Origin of the sequence: Flavobacterium profundi (assembly GCF_006491645.1) — a bacterium.
Classification (GTDB): Bacteria; Bacteroidota; Bacteroidia; order Flavobacteriales; family Flavobacteriaceae; genus Flavobacterium; species Flavobacterium profundi.
The window spans coordinates 47,503-66,152 of sequence record NZ_VDCZ01000002.1 but is presented as its reverse complement, the minus strand read 5'-3'; the positions used below and the strand labels follow the sequence as shown (position 1 = coordinate 66,152).

Annotated in this window: 19 protein-coding genes; 16 read left to right on the top strand and 3 right to left on the bottom strand. The window is 32.2% G+C overall.

The window, feature by feature from the left end; translation table 11 throughout:
* Positions 1 to 23 precede the first annotated feature (23 nt).
* Positions 24 to 932, bottom strand: coding sequence for a patatin-like phospholipase family protein (locus FHG05_RS03105; RefSeq protein WP_140996554.1), 909 nt, complete (start codon positions 930 to 932; stop codon positions 24 to 26).
* Positions 933 to 3,014 carry a M1 family metallopeptidase gene (locus FHG05_RS03100; RefSeq protein WP_140996553.1) on the bottom strand — a complete coding sequence of 694 codons (2,082 nt, stop codon included), beginning with the start codon at positions 3,012 to 3,014 and terminating at the stop codon, positions 933 to 935.
* Between the two features lie 85 nt (positions 3,015 to 3,099).
* On the opposite strand from FHG05_RS03100, the gene FHG05_RS03095 reads away from it, so the two are divergent.
* The 4 genes from FHG05_RS03095 (at position 3,100) to FHG05_RS03080 (ending at position 5,727) form a co-directional block, all read left to right on the top strand.
* Positions 3,100 to 3,822, top strand: a complete 723-nt coding sequence (locus FHG05_RS03095; protein WP_140996552.1) for a Dph6-related ATP pyrophosphatase — start codon at positions 3,100 to 3,102, stop codon at positions 3,820 to 3,822.
* Positions 3,823 to 3,828: 6 nt separating this feature from the next.
* Positions 3,829 to 4,323: a hypothetical protein gene (locus FHG05_RS03090; protein WP_140996551.1), complete on the top strand. Its 495-nt coding sequence runs from the start codon at positions 3,829 to 3,831 to the stop codon at positions 4,321 to 4,323.
* Positions 4,324 to 4,325: 2 nt separating this feature from the next.
* On the top strand, positions 4,326 to 5,027 hold the full coding sequence (locus FHG05_RS03085) for an aspartyl/asparaginyl beta-hydroxylase domain-containing protein (RefSeq protein ID WP_140996550.1): 702 nt from the start codon (positions 4,326 to 4,328) through the stop codon (positions 5,025 to 5,027).
* Positions 5,028 to 5,130: 103 nt separating this feature from the next.
* The gene (locus FHG05_RS03080; protein ID WP_140996549.1) at positions 5,131 to 5,727 is read left to right on the top strand and encodes a hypothetical protein; all 597 of its coding nucleotides are present in this window, start codon (positions 5,131 to 5,133) and stop codon (positions 5,725 to 5,727) included.
* Between the two features lie 102 nt (positions 5,728 to 5,829).
* On the opposite strand, the gene FHG05_RS03075 is transcribed toward FHG05_RS03080, so the two are convergent.
* The gene (locus tag FHG05_RS03075) at positions 5,830 to 6,303 is read right to left on the bottom strand and encodes a MerC domain-containing protein (protein WP_140996548.1); all 474 of its coding nucleotides are present in this window, start codon (positions 6,301 to 6,303) and stop codon (positions 5,830 to 5,832) included.
* A gap of 174 nt (positions 6,304 to 6,477) precedes the next feature.
* Here FHG05_RS03075 and FHG05_RS03070 point away from each other — a divergent pair, with 174 nt between their 5' ends.
* From FHG05_RS03070 to FHG05_RS03015, 12 genes are all read left to right on the top strand, one after another.
* On the top strand, positions 6,478 to 9,015 hold the full coding sequence (locus tag FHG05_RS03070; protein WP_140996547.1) for a DUF559 domain-containing protein: 2,538 nt from the start codon (positions 6,478 to 6,480) through the stop codon (positions 9,013 to 9,015).
* 252 nt (positions 9,016 to 9,267) lie between these two features.
* Complete coding sequence (locus FHG05_RS03065) at positions 9,268 to 9,696, top strand: WapI family immunity protein (protein WP_140996546.1); 429 nt, start codon at positions 9,268 to 9,270, stop codon at positions 9,694 to 9,696.
* Positions 9,697 to 9,851: 155 nt separating this feature from the next.
* Entirely contained in the window at positions 9,852 to 10,307 is a 456-nt protein-coding gene (locus FHG05_RS03060) for a hypothetical protein (RefSeq protein WP_140996545.1), read from the top strand.
* A gap of 147 nt (positions 10,308 to 10,454) precedes the next feature.
* Positions 10,455 to 10,748, top strand: a complete 294-nt coding sequence (locus FHG05_RS03055; RefSeq protein WP_140996544.1) for a hypothetical protein — start codon at positions 10,455 to 10,457, stop codon at positions 10,746 to 10,748.
* A 258-nt stretch (positions 10,749 to 11,006) separates the two neighbouring features.
* Positions 11,007 to 12,560, top strand: a complete 1,554-nt coding sequence (locus tag FHG05_RS03050; RefSeq protein WP_140996543.1) for a right-handed parallel beta-helix repeat-containing protein — start codon at positions 11,007 to 11,009, stop codon at positions 12,558 to 12,560.
* A gap of 440 nt (positions 12,561 to 13,000) precedes the next feature.
* The gene (locus FHG05_RS03045; RefSeq protein WP_140996542.1) at positions 13,001 to 13,684 is read left to right on the top strand and encodes a hypothetical protein; all 684 of its coding nucleotides are present in this window, start codon (positions 13,001 to 13,003) and stop codon (positions 13,682 to 13,684) included.
* 188 nt (positions 13,685 to 13,872) lie between these two features.
* Entirely contained in the window at positions 13,873 to 14,487 is a 615-nt protein-coding gene (locus FHG05_RS03040; protein ID WP_140996541.1) for an outer membrane beta-barrel protein, read from the top strand.
* Between the two features lie 150 nt (positions 14,488 to 14,637).
* Positions 14,638 to 15,750: a WG repeat-containing protein gene (locus tag FHG05_RS03035; protein ID WP_140996540.1), complete on the top strand. Its 1,113-nt coding sequence runs from the start codon at positions 14,638 to 14,640 to the stop codon at positions 15,748 to 15,750.
* A 17-nt stretch (positions 15,751 to 15,767) separates the two neighbouring features.
* On the top strand, positions 15,768 to 16,157 hold the full coding sequence (locus tag FHG05_RS03030) for a DUF1801 domain-containing protein (RefSeq protein WP_140996539.1): 390 nt from the start codon (positions 15,768 to 15,770) through the stop codon (positions 16,155 to 16,157).
* Positions 16,158 to 16,297: 140 nt separating this feature from the next.
* Positions 16,298 to 16,873: a superoxide dismutase family protein gene (locus tag FHG05_RS03025; RefSeq protein WP_140996538.1), complete on the top strand. Its 576-nt coding sequence runs from the start codon at positions 16,298 to 16,300 to the stop codon at positions 16,871 to 16,873.
* Positions 16,874 to 16,991: 118 nt separating this feature from the next.
* Entirely contained in the window at positions 16,992 to 17,423 is a 432-nt protein-coding gene (locus tag FHG05_RS03020; RefSeq protein ID WP_140996537.1) for a hypothetical protein, read from the top strand.
* Positions 17,424 to 17,586: 163 nt separating this feature from the next.
* Positions 17,587 to 18,648 carry an efflux RND transporter periplasmic adaptor subunit gene (locus FHG05_RS03015; protein ID WP_140996536.1) on the top strand — a complete coding sequence of 354 codons (1,062 nt, stop codon included), beginning with the start codon at positions 17,587 to 17,589 and terminating at the stop codon, positions 18,646 to 18,648.
* Positions 18,649 to 18,650 lie beyond the last annotated feature (2 nt).

The window sequence follows — 18,650 nt, the reverse complement described above, 5'->3', positions numbered from 1 at the left end:
CATAAAAGTTTAAATTTAATTATTTATTCTTCATCAGGAATTTCCTGACGGTCAATTTCTTTGGTTTTGGCATATTCGTAACCAATTTTCCACCATTCCAACATTTGTTTTTTATTGAAAACCAATGAATTTGTAGTTAATAATGTGGGTGTAAAATAAAAATTGATGGTCGCGTTATTTAATTTCGCCTCGTATTTACCAATTTTAATATTCTGATATTCAATACGATCCATCATAAAAGCAAAAAGATTACTTAATAATCCAAAAGGACCACGAGCCGGCATTCGATTGTATAAATTGGTTTCACTTTGCAAAATGATAGCATCTACATGAGTTGCACCTCTTTTAATGGCTTCCTCAATTGGAATCATCGAAGCAAAACCACCATCAGCATATTCAAAACTATCCTTTCGTACCAAAGACATAAAAGGTATATAATTACAGGAAATCCAAACCCAATCGCAAAAATCATCATAACTAAAATCATTTATGGATTTGTATTCCACAATATTTAAAGACAAATTGGAAACCGTAACGATAATTTCTTTTGGACCTCCTTTTAATTCTTCAAACTCCTCTTCTGTAAATACTTTACGAATTAATTTTTTTAAGTTTTTACTTTCACCGAACGTTTTAGATCCTTTCATAAAATTTCGGAAAACGTTAAAATGATTAATTGCTATGGTATCTTCACCATATCTTTTTTTAATAATAAACGGACAATTACTGAAAATACTATTTTGGTTTACCGAAGTATATATTTCTTTGATTTTTTCAACTTTTTGCAACGCTAAATGAGAAACTAACAAACTACCTGTAGACGTTCCAAGATACAAATCATAATCTTTGTGCAAATCTTCAATTAAATATTGTGCTACGCCTCCAGCAAAGGCTCCTTTGCTTCCTCCTCCTGATATAACTAATGCTCTCATTTATGCTGTTTCCTTTAAAAAATAATCGATTCGTTCTTTTTGTGTTGGGTTCAATTTATCCTTTAAAAGTATAAATTTTTCTCTAAACTCGTCATTAGATATTAAAACCCTAATATTATCCTTTGCAAATTTTACAAATTGCCATTTGTGATGTAAAGAAGCATCAATCAATTGTTCTAATACTGTATCAGATATTTTTCCAAGTTTAATCAACGTTTCTAATGCAGGTTCGCGTACAGAAGCTTCATAAGGCAATTGTGTATAGGTTTCTAATTCATGTACAGCTTTTTCTCGCACTGCTGGATTATCATTGGAACCAACAATGGTTAATGTTAAATGTGCTAATTTCAAATTGTAATTCAAACCTATCCAATCTTTAGACATCGCAACTAAACGATCTCTATCAGCTTCAAAATTAGTCCACAATCGAAATAAAGCTATCTCTCTAGTAATGTAAGAGGGATCATTTAATAGCGTTTCAAAATCATTTTTAAAAGATAAGGGTATGCGAGATAGTACTTCTGCAACGGCTTGTCTAACTTTAATATCATTTGTGGTTAAAGCTAATTTTAAGATATCCAATTGCTGTGCTTCTGTCAAGTTTTGCGTTTCATACACGATTTCTTGTTTTACAGTATAATACAACTTGGATTGAATCATGGTTCTAAATTTGTCAAACAAAGCTTCATTCGATAAATGGTTGTTGGTTTTACCAAATTCAACCAATTGATTGACCGATTCGTTTTGTATCAAATAACCAATCGCTTCTTCTAAATTAAATGTGGGATTTTCTAGCCAATTCTTTTTAAAAGAAGCCACATCATAACGAGATACTTTCTGTATTTCTGCTAAAAAATCATCAGTAGTTACATTTTGAAATGCATACTTTTTCAAATAATTTTGAACGGCTTTCTGAAAGTTTTTTGCTCCAACATTCGTTCTTAAAACATGCAAAGCCCAAGCCCCTTTTTTGTAAAAGGTTAACGAACTCGCCTTTTCGTTTAAAATAGGAATGCTATCATAGGTATTGGCTTGCTTTAATTCCAATGCAGATTGGTACAACTGATTGTAAAAATAATCGTCGCCAAAAACATCTTTTTCAGCTAACAAAGCATAATACGTAGCAAAACCTTCTTGTAACCAATGGTGTTTACTTTCCTTTGCGGTAATTAAATCCCCAAACCATTGGTGTGCCAATTCGTGTGCATTAACATTTAAATAGTTTTTATCATTGAAACCGATGGAATCTACCACAAAATCCTGTGAAAAAATCGTAGAAGTGGTATTTTCCATCCCTGCGTATAGAAAATCTCTCACTGGAACTTGTCGGTACACTTTCCAAGGGTACTTCACTCCTATTTCTTTTTCTAAAAACTCAAAAATTTGTTTGGAATAACGAAAGGTTGGTTCAAATTTAGCAACATCCTTTTTATCCAAATAAAATTCTAAAGTGGAACCTGATTTTGTTCTTGTGGTTTGTTTGGCAAAGTTACCAATGGCAAGCATGACTAAATAGGAAGACATGGGTTTTTGCATTTTGTATTCCCAAACCTTATTACTTGAAGACAAAGGAGGATATTCTCCTATTGAATGAAGCATTCCATTGGATAAAACTTCAAAATCCTTATCAAATTCAATTGCTATATTAAAAATCACTTTTTCATTTACATCATCAAAACTAGGTAACCAATGACTGGTATTTTTGCCTTGACCTTGTGTCCAAATTTGTAAATCTTCTCCTGCTCCAGTAAAATATAAGGTTTGTTTAGGTTTTGCTTCATAGCTAAACGAAACAGTATTTTTTCCTTTAGTAAAACCTTCAAAAAGTAACAATTCTTTACCAGAATTTTTATAGGCAACTTCTTTATTATTAATTATAAAATCTTTAAAATCAATACGAATAGCATCCATTCTAATTGTATCTATCGCACTTAAAACCTCAAAGGTATAAGTCACTTTTCCTTTTATTGTTTTTTCAGAAAAATCTGGTTGTACCAAAGCATCACATTGAATAAAATCTACTTTTTTGGTTTGTTGGGCTACCAACGAAAAAGTAAAGAATAAAATATAGAAGTATTTCATGATTCGGATTAATTGTTTCAAATTTACAAAGCTTAGTGCAATAATGTACCGTTTTTTGTAAGTTTACACTATAATTATACCAAAATTGAAAAAGAAAGCTATTTTTAACTGGAGCAGTGGCAAAGATTCGGCCTTAACTTTATATAAAATCCTTCAAGAAAACGAATACGAAATTGAAACCTTGCTTACGAGTGTAAATTCGCAATACCAACGCATTTCGATGCATGGTGTGCGTATCGAACTATTGGAAAAGCAAGCGGAGCTTATGGGGTTACCCTTAACCAAAATGATGATTCCAGAAATGCCAACTATGGAGATCTATGATGAAGTAATGCGTAAGACCTTGCTAGAATTTAAAGAAAAAGGCATTGATTACTCTATTTTTGGAGACATTTTCTTAGAAGATTTACGAAAATACAGAGAAGATAAATTGGCTTTGGCCAACTTTACAGGAGTATTTCCTTTATGGAAAAAAGATACGAAAGCTCTAATTGAGGAATTTCTTGAACTGGGTTTTAAAACGATTATTGTTTGTGTCAACGAAAAATATTTAGGTAAAGAATTTGTAGGTCGTGTTATCGATGAAAATTTCATCAATGATTTACCTCCTAATGTAGATCCTTGTGGTGAAAACGGAGAATTTCATACCTTTACATTTGACGGTCCTATCTTCTCAAAACCCGTTCCCTTTGAATTAGGTGAAATTGTGTATCGAAAATATGAACCTACTAACTCTTCTTCAAACGATGTTTGTAAAACGGAAGATTCACCTTATACCTACGGGTTTTGGTATTGTGATTTAATATAAACGATTATGGAAGCTACTCTTGAAAAAATTACTTCTTTTTTATCTGAAATAGGTGTTTCTGTTTTGGAAAAGGAACTTACATACGATACTTTTTTACCTGGTTTAGCACTTTCCAATAAAGGAATTGAAATTGATTACAACAAGCTATTATATCCTGGTGATATTTTACATGAAGCCGGACATTTAGCTGTTACCACTGCTGAAGATCGAGAAAAAATTGGTACTCCAGATATGCCTCAAGAATGGCCGACTCAAGGAGATGAAATTGGAGCAATGCTTTGGTCGTATGCTGCAGCGATTCATTTGGAAATTCCGCTCGATGTCGTTTTTCATTCCAATGGTTACAAAGGAAGTTCGGAATGGTTGATTCAATCCTACAAAGAAAATAATTTCATTGGTTTACCCTTATTAGAATGGTTTGGTTTAACCTATGGACTTGAAAAAGCGATAGAAAATAACGAACAACCTTTTCCTCACATGATACAATGGATTCGAAAATAGTCATGGAAAATTTAGTCAAACATATTCGATTCCCTTTTACATTCGATGTTGAGAAATTACAACAAGAAGTACAAACCATACTCACTCAAAAATGGATCAATCATTATAATACCAATGATTATGAAGGCGAATGGTGTTCTATTGCGTTACTTTCTCAAGGCGGAAAATCAGAGAATATCAATGCGATAAACATAGGTAACGAAAAAGTGAGTTATACTGAAATAATGGCCTCTTGTACCTATCTCAAAGAAATTATGGATTCCTTTTTGTTTGAAAAAACTACGGTAAGACTCTTACGATTAGCTGCTGGAGGCTACATTAAACCGCATACTGATAATTGTTTGGGTTATGAAGATGGGGTCTTTAGAATTCATATTCCCATAATTACCAATCCAAATGTTGAATTTATTTTGGATAATGAACGTTTGATCATGAAAGAAGGAGAATGTTGGTATATAGATGCTAATTTCACGCATTCTGTAGCCAATAAAGGAGCACATGATCGTATTCATTTAGTGATAGATGGTATTCGAAATGAATGGACTGACCAGTTATTTTTTAAAGAAGCCAATCCGGAACAATTTGTAAAACCAGAACCCCAACTTACCCTAGCTGAAAAAAAGCTGCTTCTAGCACAGCTAAAAACCATGAATACCCCTATTGCGGAAGAACTAATTAAAAAAATCAGTAAAGAAATAGAATAAATTTGAGGAAAAACCTCATGTAAATACCTGTTTTTTCCTTATCTTTTTCTAATAATTCTGTACGACCTTTGTACAATCTATACAACTATAAAAAACCATTATTATGTTTGAAAATTTAGACGTTCTGAAAATTCTAGGCTATGGTATGACTGGCTTTAGCTTTCTGCTAGTATTGCTTACTTTTTTTCTCTTAAGAGCAGAACAAAAAAGAGAACAAGAACCAAGACCTTTAATTATTAAAATGATTTGGCGTTTTATGTTAATGACTGTTTTCATGGTACTTGTTAACGGTTTTATTTCCTTTCCACTTTTCAATCAAAACGCAAAACTACATGAAAGTGTTACTCAGCTTTCTAATAATAATATGGAAGAATTTACGAAAGAAATTGCTCAAAATGCAGATGAAATAGAAAATTTAATTTCAGCTCCTAAAACGAACGAAGACTCTATTCAAAATGCCATGCAGGAAATTATCGACAAACAAAATCAAGCTTTAGACAGTATAAAAGCTACTTTAACTATCGCAAATTCTACTGAAGAAAGAATTACAGGAATTGATAATTTAAAACAAGAGATGGCGGTTAATTATAAGGTATTACTAAATCCTAATGTAGATAAAAACACAAAAATGGAAGCCAATCAAAACTTAAAAGCCCTCAATACTGACTTAAAAAGGATTGCAATCGCTCCTAGTAAATAAAATAAATCCAGATTTTCAATATGAAAATCTGGATATTCTATCATTTAGTTGGCAAAAAACTATCTATAATTTCTAAATGATATTTCTCAAAAAAAGTTAGTTTTAATTTTTATACGACAAATTCTGTTTCAAAAAATTAGGGTAAGGCGTCTTAAAATTATTCCATAAAGACCCAATCAACACGAAAGACATTCCTAATACGGTTATCCAATCTGGTAAATTAAAAACTAATTTACTTGGAATCATAATACAAAAACCCACTATACTAATAAGAAAAGGTCCATAACCTCTTGTAGGAATTTTTCGAAACAACAAGCCGAGATGTATCGCTAAGAAAATAATAAAAACCGGTAATAACCATTGCATGTAAGGCATTTCGGTAATACCAATACTACCTAACATACTCATGTAAATCGCCCAACAAACAGGGCATTTAGGAAAGAAAGCAATAAGAATACTTACTGTAAAGCTTGGAATGGATCGCAATGCTTTTCTAAACGTATTCCATTGTAACTTCTCTTGATTAGGACAAGAAGAAGAATTACAAGTACAGGTTGTATTTTTACTAGTTTCCATAATGCCTTATTTGTCTGTTAGAGCATGAAAATTTACTGTCATAAAAGTAGTACATCTAAAAAAATCCCATATAGGTATTTTTACCTGTTTTTAATTTGTTAATATAAAAAGTACATTTTATTATTCTTAAATTATACTTTATCTTCGCTTTTGATATTGACATTGACAGTAAACATGAATTTATTAGAAACACCTATTGAATATTTAAAAGGAGTGGGTCCCAATCGAGGGGATTTACTTCGAAAGGAACTCAATATTCATAAATATGGTGATTTAATTCATTTGTTTCCCAATCGATACATCGACCGAACGCGCTATTTCAAAATCAATCAACTACAAAATAACAACTCCGAAGTTCAAATTATTGGAAAAATCATCCATATTAAAACAGTAGAACAAAAAAGAGGCAAACGCTTAGTCGCTACCTTTATCGATGATACTGGAGAAATGGAATTGGTTTGGTTTCAAGGTCATAAATGGATCAGAGAAAGTTTAAAACTGAATGAAGTATACGTTATTTTTGGAAAAGTGACTCAGTTTGGAAGCACCTTTAATATGGCACACCCTGAAATGGAAGTACTTGCCGAACATAAAGCGAGTTTGCGATCGGCTATGCAACCGGTTTACCCAAGTACAGAAAAATTAGCCAACAAAGGGATTTCAAATCGAGTGATTAACAAACTCATGCAACAACTTTTTATTGAAACGCATGTACTGTTTTCTGAAACCTTACCTAATTATTTACTTGACGAATTAAAATTGCTTTCTAAAAAAGAAGCTTTATTTAATATTCACTTTCCGAAAAACCAAGATTTATTATCCAAAGCGCAATTTCGATTGAAATTTGAAGAATTATTTTTCATTCAATTGCAATTGATTACTAAAAATCTCATTCGTAAGCATAAAATTAAAGGACTGCCTTTTAAAACTATTGGAGAAAATTTTACCAATTTTTACAACAATCATTTGCCTTTCGAACTAACCAATGCTCAAAAAAGAGTTATTAAAGAAATACGCAACGATTTAGGTAGCAATGCACAAATGAACCGTCTGCTACAAGGTGATGTTGGTTCGGGAAAAACAATTGTGGCCTTACTTTGTATGCTTATGGCTAAAGATAACGGCTTTCAAAGTTGTTTGATGGCTCCTACTGAAATTTTAGCTACCCAACATTACATTGGTTTGACCGAATTAGCGAAAAACTTAAATATCAACATTCAAATTTTAACAGGGTCAACCAAAACAAAAGAACGAAAAGTGATTCATGAAGCACTTGAAAACGGTTCTTTAGACATTCTTATTGGTACACATGCGTTACTAGAAGATAAAGTGATTTTTAATAACCTTGGTTTAGCCATTATAGACGAACAACATCGTTTTGGAGTGGAACAACGTAGCAAATTATGGAAAAAAGGGAGCCTACCTCAATCCTTCCAAAGGAAGGAAGTAGAAAAAGTGCTACAAAAGTACCAAACTGCTAGACCCTCAACTTATGCATTATTAAAAGAAAGAAAAATTAACAATAAAAAGAAAGCTACACAAGCAGAATCTATACTTTGGGAATTTTTGAGAAATAAAAAATTGAATTATAAATTTAGACGACAACATATTATAGATATTTTTATTGTTGACTTCGTCAATCTTGAAAAGAATTTGATTATAGAAGTTGATGGTGGTTATCATCAATTACAAGAGCAAAAAGAAGCTGATGAATTAAGAACAGAAATATTAAATGAATTAGGATTCAAAGTAATTAGATTTACTAATGAAGAAGTAATTGGAAATACTACAGCTGTTTTAAATAAAATTGAACACGTATTGCAAAGCCTCCCTTCTGAGGAGGTTGGTGGGGCCACTATTCCACCGCACATTTTAGTCATGACCGCTACGCCTATTCCACGTACACTTGCCATGAGTTTGTATGGAGATTTGGATATTTCGGTTATTGATGAATTACCTGCTGGTCGAAAACCCATTCAAACGGTACATCGGTATGATAGTAATCGCTTGAAAGTTTGGCGTTTTTTAAAAGATGAAATAGCCAAAGGACGACAAGTCTATATTGTTTATCCATTAATTCAAGAATCAGAAAAAATGGATTATAAAGATTTAATGGACGGTTATGAAAGCATTTCAAGAGATTTTCCTCTCCCGCACTATTCCATTTCCATTGTTCATGGCCAAATGAAACCAGCCGATAAAGAAGAAGAAATGCGTCGCTTTGCAGCGGGTAAAACCAATATCATGGTGGCAACAACGGTGATTGAAGTGGGTGTTAATGTTCCAAACGCATCGGTTATGGTGATTGAAAGTGCAGAACGTTTTGGATTGTCTCAGTTGCATCAGTTGCGCGGTCGCGTGGGTCGTGGGGCCGAACAAAGTTATTGTATTTTGATGACTGGTTTTAAACTAAGTGAAGACAGTAAAATTAGAATGGAAACGATGGTGCGTACCAATGACGGATTTGAAATTTCTGAAGTGGATTTAAAATTACGTGGTCCTGGTGATATCATGGGCAAACAACAAAGTGGCGTTTTAAATTTACAAATTGCAGATATTGTAAAAGACAAAGAAATTCTACAATTGGCCCGACATAAAGCGATCCAACTTCTCAAAGAGGATGCAGCGATGGAAAAACCAGTTCATGAAGCCCTCCGAAAAGCTTTTATAGAAGTAAGCAAAAAGAAAAACATTTGGAATTATATCAGTTAATATTGTGTATTAAAATAAAAACAAGCCTATCTACCTGTTGTAAATGTAAAGTAGATACTTTAGATTTGTGAGTGTAAAATGACAAACTTAAGATCAATCACGATAATTTTAACATTATTGATTTAATTTTGTTAGACCTATAAACAAGTTGTTATTTAACTGAAAAGGACTATTAGGATTTTTAAAGGAAAAAATAACGAAGTTTTAAATTTTGATTTAAAATATTTTGACGACTCTGAAATTACTGGATTCATGTTGCAATCGGAAATAACCAGTTTAAGATTGTATCTAAATTTAGGAAATATTTTTTTTGATAATGTAAGTATATTAGTATCAGAGGTTCAAGAAATTATTGAATGGTTTGAAAAACTTCTCTTTAATAAGTCTGTAGAACCGAAGCTATTAATATTGGATAATCAATTTTATTTTGATTTACTTGAGAACGATTCAAACTCAAAAGTTATACTTATCACATATGATACCACAATACCAGTTCCTGGAAATGGTGGATATTATCTTCCATCAGGAGCAAAAAAAGAAGAATTTTTTAAAAAGACATCTATAAAATTTGAAATGGATAATTTAGAAATAGAAAGGATTTCAAAAAAGTTAAAGGCTGAATTACAGGTTGAATTGGAAATTGGATCGCGTGTTGAATCAAAAAAACTAAAAAATAATTAAATAAAAGTCATTTGCTAAAAAGCGTTTGGTAAGATTGCGAATTTTACAGTAAATTCTCACTTACATTTCACTAGAAATTTTATCTTTAACAGAAAATAATCGGTTCCGAAGCTCGCAGACTCGATAAGCCACTAAAAGTTGTACCTAATTTAAAAATGAATGAACTAACATTTGAAATAAATTCTAACGAAGAAATATGGGACCTTCTCGATAAGGATTTTAATGCTATCTTTATACACAAGTTTGTACCAAATGAAGCAATTGAATGGTGGAAAACTGATTTCAAAACTCAAAACGGAACTGAATTCAAAAATCTGTCTGTTCGTCAAATGGAAATGGATGTCCAAACTGATTTGAACGGACTAAAAAGGATAATTGAGCTAAATACAAGGCAATTACGAATTTACCAATTCGAAAAATCCATATCAAATACTCTTGAGATTGAAAGATTACCTGAAAAAAATCGGAATCAGATTTTGAAAGAAAACGGATTAAAACACTTTTTTTTTGTTAACTTTGAGTTGATAACAATTAGGAGCTTTGAATCTGAATTTATAAAAGGAATTGAACAAAATCCGAAATTTGTGAAACGAATTACTAAAAGAAAATAAAACCTATCGATAACAGCGGTTTTACATCAGTCAGGCTGACTTACAAACTTGGAGCTTTGTGCTTCTATTTAAGTGCTGTACACATTGACAGTTTTGTACTCCGAAACCCGCCCGAACGTAAAATCACAAACCGTTACCCAACATTTGATGAAACTAATAGAGTATTTACAAAACATTGAGAAAATCAATGAAGCATCTGTTCTTTATGTTAAAAGAATTGATGGTCAGTTTCTTCCTGATTCAGAAGTTACTATCCTGAATTTAACAGAAGATGAGTTGGAATGGAAAACTTTTGAAGTCACAGAAAAGAAATGTCCTGGTTTCGAATATTTTATGGAAGCTTTCTTGATAAAAGAATTTATGGAAGATGTATCGCCTCAATATCCTACTCTTGAAAAAAAATGTAACCGATTAATTCATTATGTGGAATTTGATGCTTAAATAGTAACCAAATACCAATAATTCACCCCGCTAGCGCTGATTTACTTCGTCAATTCGGCTAAAGCCTCGGGTACAATCCGTTACCAAAATCTTGATAATACGGATTCACTTTATCAACTCAGCTAATTACGCACTATTAGTGTAAAAAACATCTAGAATTACAGCAGTTAAAAATTCTCTTCCTAATATTTTCTTTTCCACTTTACCTTCAAAAACAGGTATTTTTACCTATAGCCAACTTATTAAATTGCTATAGATTTGTCAACAATCAAGGTTTTCCTTGTAGTAACCAAATGTATACCTATGCTATTAGAACGCTCGCATCAAGTGGTAAAAGAAATTTTCTCACATGATATTTTTAAACCCATTAACAAAGAAGCTTTATTTAAAAAATACAATAGCACTCCTGCTATTTACGAACTCAATCATAAGGTGCAACCCCATCAAGAGGCTTGGCAACAAGAAACGTTTGAAATTAAAAGCATTCCAGCAGCAGGTATTCTTATTTACAAAGAAGGTCATTATACCTTTTCAAATGATATTACTTGGGAAGCTTTGCCAAACACGGCTGCTATTACGATTCAGTGTTCCAATGTAATCCTAGATTTAAACGGATTTACATTAAAAGTAGAAAATAAAGACATTACAAACAATTGTACGGGGATTTCAATTCTAAATCCGAATACGGTGTTTTTAAATCCAAGCAAACATAAAAAAGTAAATCAAACCGAAATCGTAAATGGAACTCTTTCAGGAACAAGTTTGTATGGCATTTGTGCCCAAAATGTCTCCGATTTACTAATTGAAAACATAACTATTGAAAAAATAAAATACGAAAACCTTACAGAAGCCAATGTGAGTCCGGGTGGTTTTCATATCAACACGGCAGAAAACATTACCTTAACCAATTGTAACGTTAATGATCTGAAAGTAACCTCTTCTTCCTGTGCGGGAATTCAATTAATAGAAACCGAAAATGCAACCTTAACCAATTGCACCATGAGTGATTTTACCAATTACGACGGTTCTACCCAAGGGTACAGTTATATTGGTTCCAAAAATTGCAGCAGTACTGGTTGTAAAGCCTTGCATTTTGCATCCCATTATCAAGGAAAAACGACAACCTTAGGGCATACCGTTATCGGATTTTGCCCGTGGTTTTCTTCCCATTTAGAATTCAATGATTGCGAATCGGTAGGTATGACAGGCTGTTGTGATGATTGCCATGGAATGTCTATCTTCCTCAATTCGAATGTAGTGGTTAACCGCTTTCATGCGGAAGCCATTATTGACGGTTGGGGAACCAATACAGGTGCCAAAGCTACAGGATTAGAAGTATATGGAATAAAAGTAAGCATAAATGACTGCACAGTAGAAAATATTAAAGCTATTCAACCACAAGATCTACAGAGTGCCGGCTACAGTGCTTGGGGCATGGCTATTACTTTTACCAATTGCCAAGCAAAAGATGTAAAAGTTTTAGCCCCTAACCAAGAACCTAATATCCAATACGGTTTTGGAACCGGATTTGGTTGGGCACCCGATCCAAGAGAAGAGTTCCGAATCATTCCAGCCATAGATGTTACGTATATGAATTGCAAAGCGATCGATTGCCAAGTAGGTTTCGACACTTGGTTTCATATCAATTCCACTTGGGAAGACAATTGCAGTCAGGAAAATTGCGACATTCCTTTATTGGTACAAATTAATGGCTTTAGAACCCTTTCTGGTAATAAATGTTCGGAATGCCCTAAACCCTTTAGCGTAACATTAACTAATGTAGCTAAGGGAAATACGTATCCAGAGATGTAGTGTTTAATTTTTTAAAATATAATCAGGTTAAACCAAACGGATAGCATTTTTAAAAATTAAAACCACTGTATCCTACTTATAAACAAGTGCAAATAAGCCTACTCCTACAGTATTTTTGAAATTTACAAGTGTAAATAAGCATACTCCTACAGTATTTTTGAAATTTGCAAGTGTAAATAAGCATACTCCTGCAGCATTTTTGAAATTTACAAGTGCAACAAGGCATACTCCTACAGGAAGTAGTTTAAAAACACTTGTATCTTTTAGTATATCCATCGGTCAATAGTAGTTGCAACTTCACTTTTTAGCATAATCTTTTAGTTATTTTTTTGAATTTTTTATTTATAAAAAAGAAGTAATTTTTATACTATTAAGACTACAAAATTGGCACGTCGTTTGATAGTTGTAGTATAAAATGTATCACATTAAATTCTACAATTATGACACAAACAACAGCAAACATGGAAAATGTAAAATCGGTTAAAAAACGTAATGTACCTGCAACCGATATCAATTTTGGTAACGTAATTACTACTGTAAGTAGCAAATGGTTGGCTAACGATTGGTTGACTTTAAAATGGCATGATGCCGCACAATTTCAAACCAATGCCACTAGCTTTAACAACATCTTACAATCGCGCTTGCAAAAAAGAGCAACCAGACCCCAAATTACGCAGTCTTTAAAAACCTTAGATAAAAGTATAGACACCGCATTGTCTTATGTAAAAGGGTATATTATAGACAAATACAAAAAAGAAAATGCAACCAGTTATTACGCTGCTTTTGGTATAGAGCACAAAGGCAATAAATATATGCTTCCGCAAGATCAAAATAGAAGGATTGCAGCTTTACATTTAATGATAGATGCCTTAACTGTGCATGATTTTGCTACTAAAGACTATGGTGTTGCCTACTGGACACCTTTAAGAGACCAATACATTGCTTTAGTAAATGAAGCTACAACTATGGATGGTAGTGTTGCGGTGCAAGTAGGTGATAAAAACACTTTAAAAAGTGACCTACAAAAAGCGTTAAACGCTATTATTAATGCTTTAAAAGCAAATTATCCCGATACCTTCAAACAAGAAATGAGAGATTGGGGTTTCCAAAAAGAAAAATATTAATACGAGCCCATTAGTTTATGTTTTTATTTGTTTATGACTATCCTATTCCGTAAAACGAATAGGATTTTTTTATGTAGAATGTTTTTTTAATAGCTTTTCTTTTGTAAATAAATTCATTAAAAAAGAATGGCTTTTATACCTTAAAAAAACTATTTTCGCAACTAATTATATTTAATAACTAATTTAAAATGAAAAAAATTAAAGCCCTATTTGTTCTTTTTTTACTCTGTCAATCTATTACTGCTCAAGAATTGAGTTATGGTCCCATGATTGGTTTTACTGGATATGATGTAAATATCAATGGTCCTATAAATGGTGGTGCTGGGTTTAGTGGCTTAAATTTTGGTGGATTTATTGACTACCAATTAAATGCTAGTTTTGGGGTAAGAGGTTCTATTAATTATAGTGTGGTTAAAGAGGATAATTATGGTGCTATCGTTGATAGAACTTGGAATAATTTATTTGAAGAAGCTAAAATACAATTACTTCAATTTAATGGATTAGTGCGATTCGATGTTAATAAAAGTTACAATAAAGGTTTCTATCTTACTAGTGGTTTAAAATTATCGAATGCATTAAATGTAAAAATAGATGGCGACAAAAATGATGATTTTTATGCCAAAACCTATTTAAACTTTATGTTTGGATTGGGAGTTATGCTTAATAAAGATATATCTTTTGAATTTATTCCCGAAATAAATGTGTCCAACACCTTAGATTATCTATCTGAGCAGAATACTTCTAAAAATTATGGAGCTACACTTAATATAACTTGCAACTTAGATCCAATTTTTAGAAAATAAAAGATAAAATAACATCTAAAATCCTTCAATTACTACGAATCTGTTTTTGAAGGATTTTTATTTTAAAAGGTTTATCAACTATTATTTTAAAATTCATATTTTTATTACATTAGTTATAGCAGACAGAATACAATTATAACTACATTAAATATGAAACAAACCTTTTTTCTATTTTTCTTTATTCCTATAGTTCTTTTTAGCCAAAAAGAAAAGTACTGGTATGCTTTTCACCAAGAAGTTTCAGAAAATAATGCTATCGGTTTTAAAGATTATCAAGGAGCAATTATGCTTAAACCCCGTTTTAGTCCGTTTACAATCAACCAAAAATTTGAAAAAATTATTGCTCTCAATGATGCTAATAATTCTCAGTATACCTCCTACTATGTAAATAAAAAAGGTGCAACATTCGGTTTAGATAGTTTGTATGTATTCGACTTTACGTATGATGTAGAATTAGAAGGACATATTCGTTTTTCAACAGGTAGGTATTTAGATTCTATTGGTGTTTTTAATGCAGAAGGAAAAATTGTAATTGAACCTATATACAATGCATTAAGCCGCGTAAATAATGGTTTGGTAATTGCAAAAAAAGGAGCCAAACAAGTACATGAAAAGCATGGAGAAGGTTGTGATCATTGGTCGTTTGAAGGAGGAAAAGAAATACTATTAGACACATTAGGCAAGGTATTAATTGATGATTTTAGAGATGATGATTTACACTTAAATTTATACTCTTTAGAAATAAGCAAACAAGAAAATACAGCAAAATTTAGACATAATTTTATAGGTGTAGATCAAAAATATTATAGCTTTATTAGTTACAAAGAAGAATTTGAAAACTTTATCTTTACGAATCTTAAAAATATTCGAAAGGATAATATAAATGATTATTTATTCCTAAACCTACAACAAAGTAAATCAAAAAATAAAAAAAAGAAACAAGACCAAGAGTTATGGAAAGCTTTAGCTTCTTCAAACGAAAGCCAAATATCTATCTTAGATTTTACCAGATTTTATATTGATTATACTAATCCTGAATTCACTGCTTCAATAGAAAAATACCTAGACAATGCCAACCAATTAATTGTTGAAAAATATCCAGTATTTGAAATACAAATTACCACAAGCAATACAATGGTAAGTATTTCATTTATCAGAACCGAAAAGGGTTATAAAATATGTGATTATAGTAGTTACAAATACAACTCCCTACCCAAACCTGCTGAACCACCAGCTGCAAGAGAAAGTCAATCTAAGGAATAAAACTAATTTTTATGTAAATGAAAGCAGAAATTCAAGACTACAACGATTCGTTATCGGAAACTGACAAAGCCATTTGCGATACTTTAGCCTCTACAATTTGCACGGAATTAAGTGATGCGACATCTAAGATTTGGCACGCGCACCCCGTTTGGTTTTTAAACGAAAATCCGATTGTGGGTTATAGCAAACAAAAAAAAGGCATCCGACTCATGTTTTGGAGCGGAGCCGATTTTGAAGAGAAGGAATTGAACGTTTTAGGAGAAAAATTCAAAGATGCCTCTATCTTTTATAAGGATGTTTCAGAAATTAAAGTGGAGACCGTTGCACTTTGGTTACAAAAAGCACGACACATCCAATGGGATTATAAAAACATTGTAAAAAGAAAAGGCCGTTTGGAACGCTTATAATTCAATTTTCACTACACATTATAGGTTTACAGAATTTTACTTTCCGTGTATATGGGGATTATGTAACGCACGTACTGTTTTAATATAGTAATTTAGCCTCAAGAAATTAAAACTTATACAAACATTAAAAGAGACATAACATGAAAAATTACCTCAGTATCGGGTTACTTTGCTTGGCATTAGTAAGCTGTAAAGATTCAAAAAAAGTAGAAGAAAATAATACCGATATGGTAACGGTTACAGATACCATTGCTAAATCGGTTACAGCCACAGCAACCATTTCTGCCAAAAGCAATAGTTCGGTTTCAGGTAGAGTAACCTTTGTAGAAAACGACGGAATGGTATTTATGGAAGCCGAATTAACAGGTCTAACGCCAGGAATGCATGCGATTCATATTCATGAAACAGGCGATTGTAGTGCTGAAGATGGTTCTTCTGCTGGAGGGCATTGGAATCCAACACATGCAGATCACGGTGCTTGGGGACACGATGGTTTTCATTTAGGAGACATTGGTAACTTAGAAGCAGACGAAAATGGAATTGCACGCATTACTAAAGAAACGGATTTATGGTGTATTGGTTGTGAGGATGCCAATAAAAATATCATTGGTAAAGCCATTATTGTTCACAAAGATGCAGACGATTTAAAATCACAACCAAGTGGAGCAGCTGGTGATCGTGTAGGATGTGGAGAAATTGTTTTAGAAAAAGAATAAGAAAGTTCCAGTTATAGTATTCTTTTAAACTATAACGTCTATATATATCCAAAACCTGTTACAAAGCGAACAGGTTTTTTTATGAAATTAAGTAATATATTTGTATAAAATCATGGATATGTATAAAATTATTCCTCTAATCTTTTTTGTGAGTTTACTAGTTGTTTCCTGTAAGACCTATACTATTTCTAAAGAAAGTTTAAAAAAACAACTTCAAGAAACTGTGGGTCAAAAAGAAGTGGAAATTAATAATCCGCTACATTTTGGTAATTTAAAGTATCAAGCAAATAATCTCGACATTATTGAAGTGATGGATAAAAAAGGTGCAACGCATCGTCTAATAAACAAACCTTCGTTAGAAATACGAATTACTACTCATGAGAAGAAAAATTATACTATGTATTTGGATACTCTAATTTTTGAAAAGGATACTATAAAAGGAAGCCGTTCTCGTTTCTCACCTAATGTATCTTATACCATACCTTATGAAAGGATTCAAAGTATCGTTATTCAAGATGGCGGTAAGAAGTTTGCTTATACTGATAAGTAGCAAAATATATACTTTCTTTTGTAGTTTTTTAAATATAAAAGCAAATAAAACAAAAAGACTCCATTTTGTTTTATTTGTAGGTACAATTGTTAAATAAATGATAAGGATTACCAATTATAAAAAGTGAACAATTAGTTTTGTAGTTTAACATGTATTATAACTAATGAAGCTCAAAACACTACTTTTAACCTTACTTGCCTTATCTTTTGTGGGTCTCATTGCTTACCGAATTACAAGCAATGCTGCAGCACAAGGTGATAAAAAACCGAATGGATCCACTAAATCTGTTCAAACCCTAAACGGATTTGTAATCCAAGAAAAAGATTTCTCTAACATTATTTCAGTATCTGGTTCCATAGATGCTAACGAACAAGTGGAAATTCGTAGTGAAGTTTCAGGAATTGTTGAAAATATATACTTCAAAGAAGGTGCTACAGTAACGAAAGGACAAACTTTATTTAAGGTAAATGACATTGAATTACGAGCACAATTGGCACAAGCCGTAACCAAAAGGAATTTAGCTGCAGAGAATGAAAGAAGAGCTAAACTACTTTTAGAAAAAGAAGCCATCAGTCAGGAAGAATATGATATTGCCAGCGCAGAGTTTAGAAGTTTGCAATCACAAACACAATTAATACAAGCTCAAATTGCAAAAACGGCTATTAAAGCTCCTTTTACAGGTAAAATAGGACTACGAAATATTTCACCTGGAACCTACCTTACTCCTACTACTGTCGTGACCAATTTAGTAAGTGCTAAGGAAGTAAAAATTACGTTTTCAATTCCAGAAAAATATGCTAGTGAAATTAAACTGAATCAAACCATTAATTTCACCGTTTCTGGTAACTCAAAAATATATAATGCAACGGTTTATGCTATAGAACCTAGTGTAGATATCGCAACACGTACGCTTTTAGTTCGTGCCAAAGCTGATAATAAAAATAACGAACTGTTTCCAGGAACCTATGCTAATGTAAAAGTTCCTTTGAATGCCATTCCAAATGCAATATTAATTCCTACAGAAGCAGTTATTCCTATTCAAAACGGAAAAAAAGTATATATCAAAGAAAAAGGAAAAGCCAAAGAAGTTACTGTAGAAACAGGAACCCGTACCGAATCTTCGATTTTAGTAACTGATGGATTAAAAGCGGGTGATACGCTTATTACGAGCGGTATTATGAGTTTAAAACCAGATACACCAGTAACTATTAAAGTGACGAACTAAGT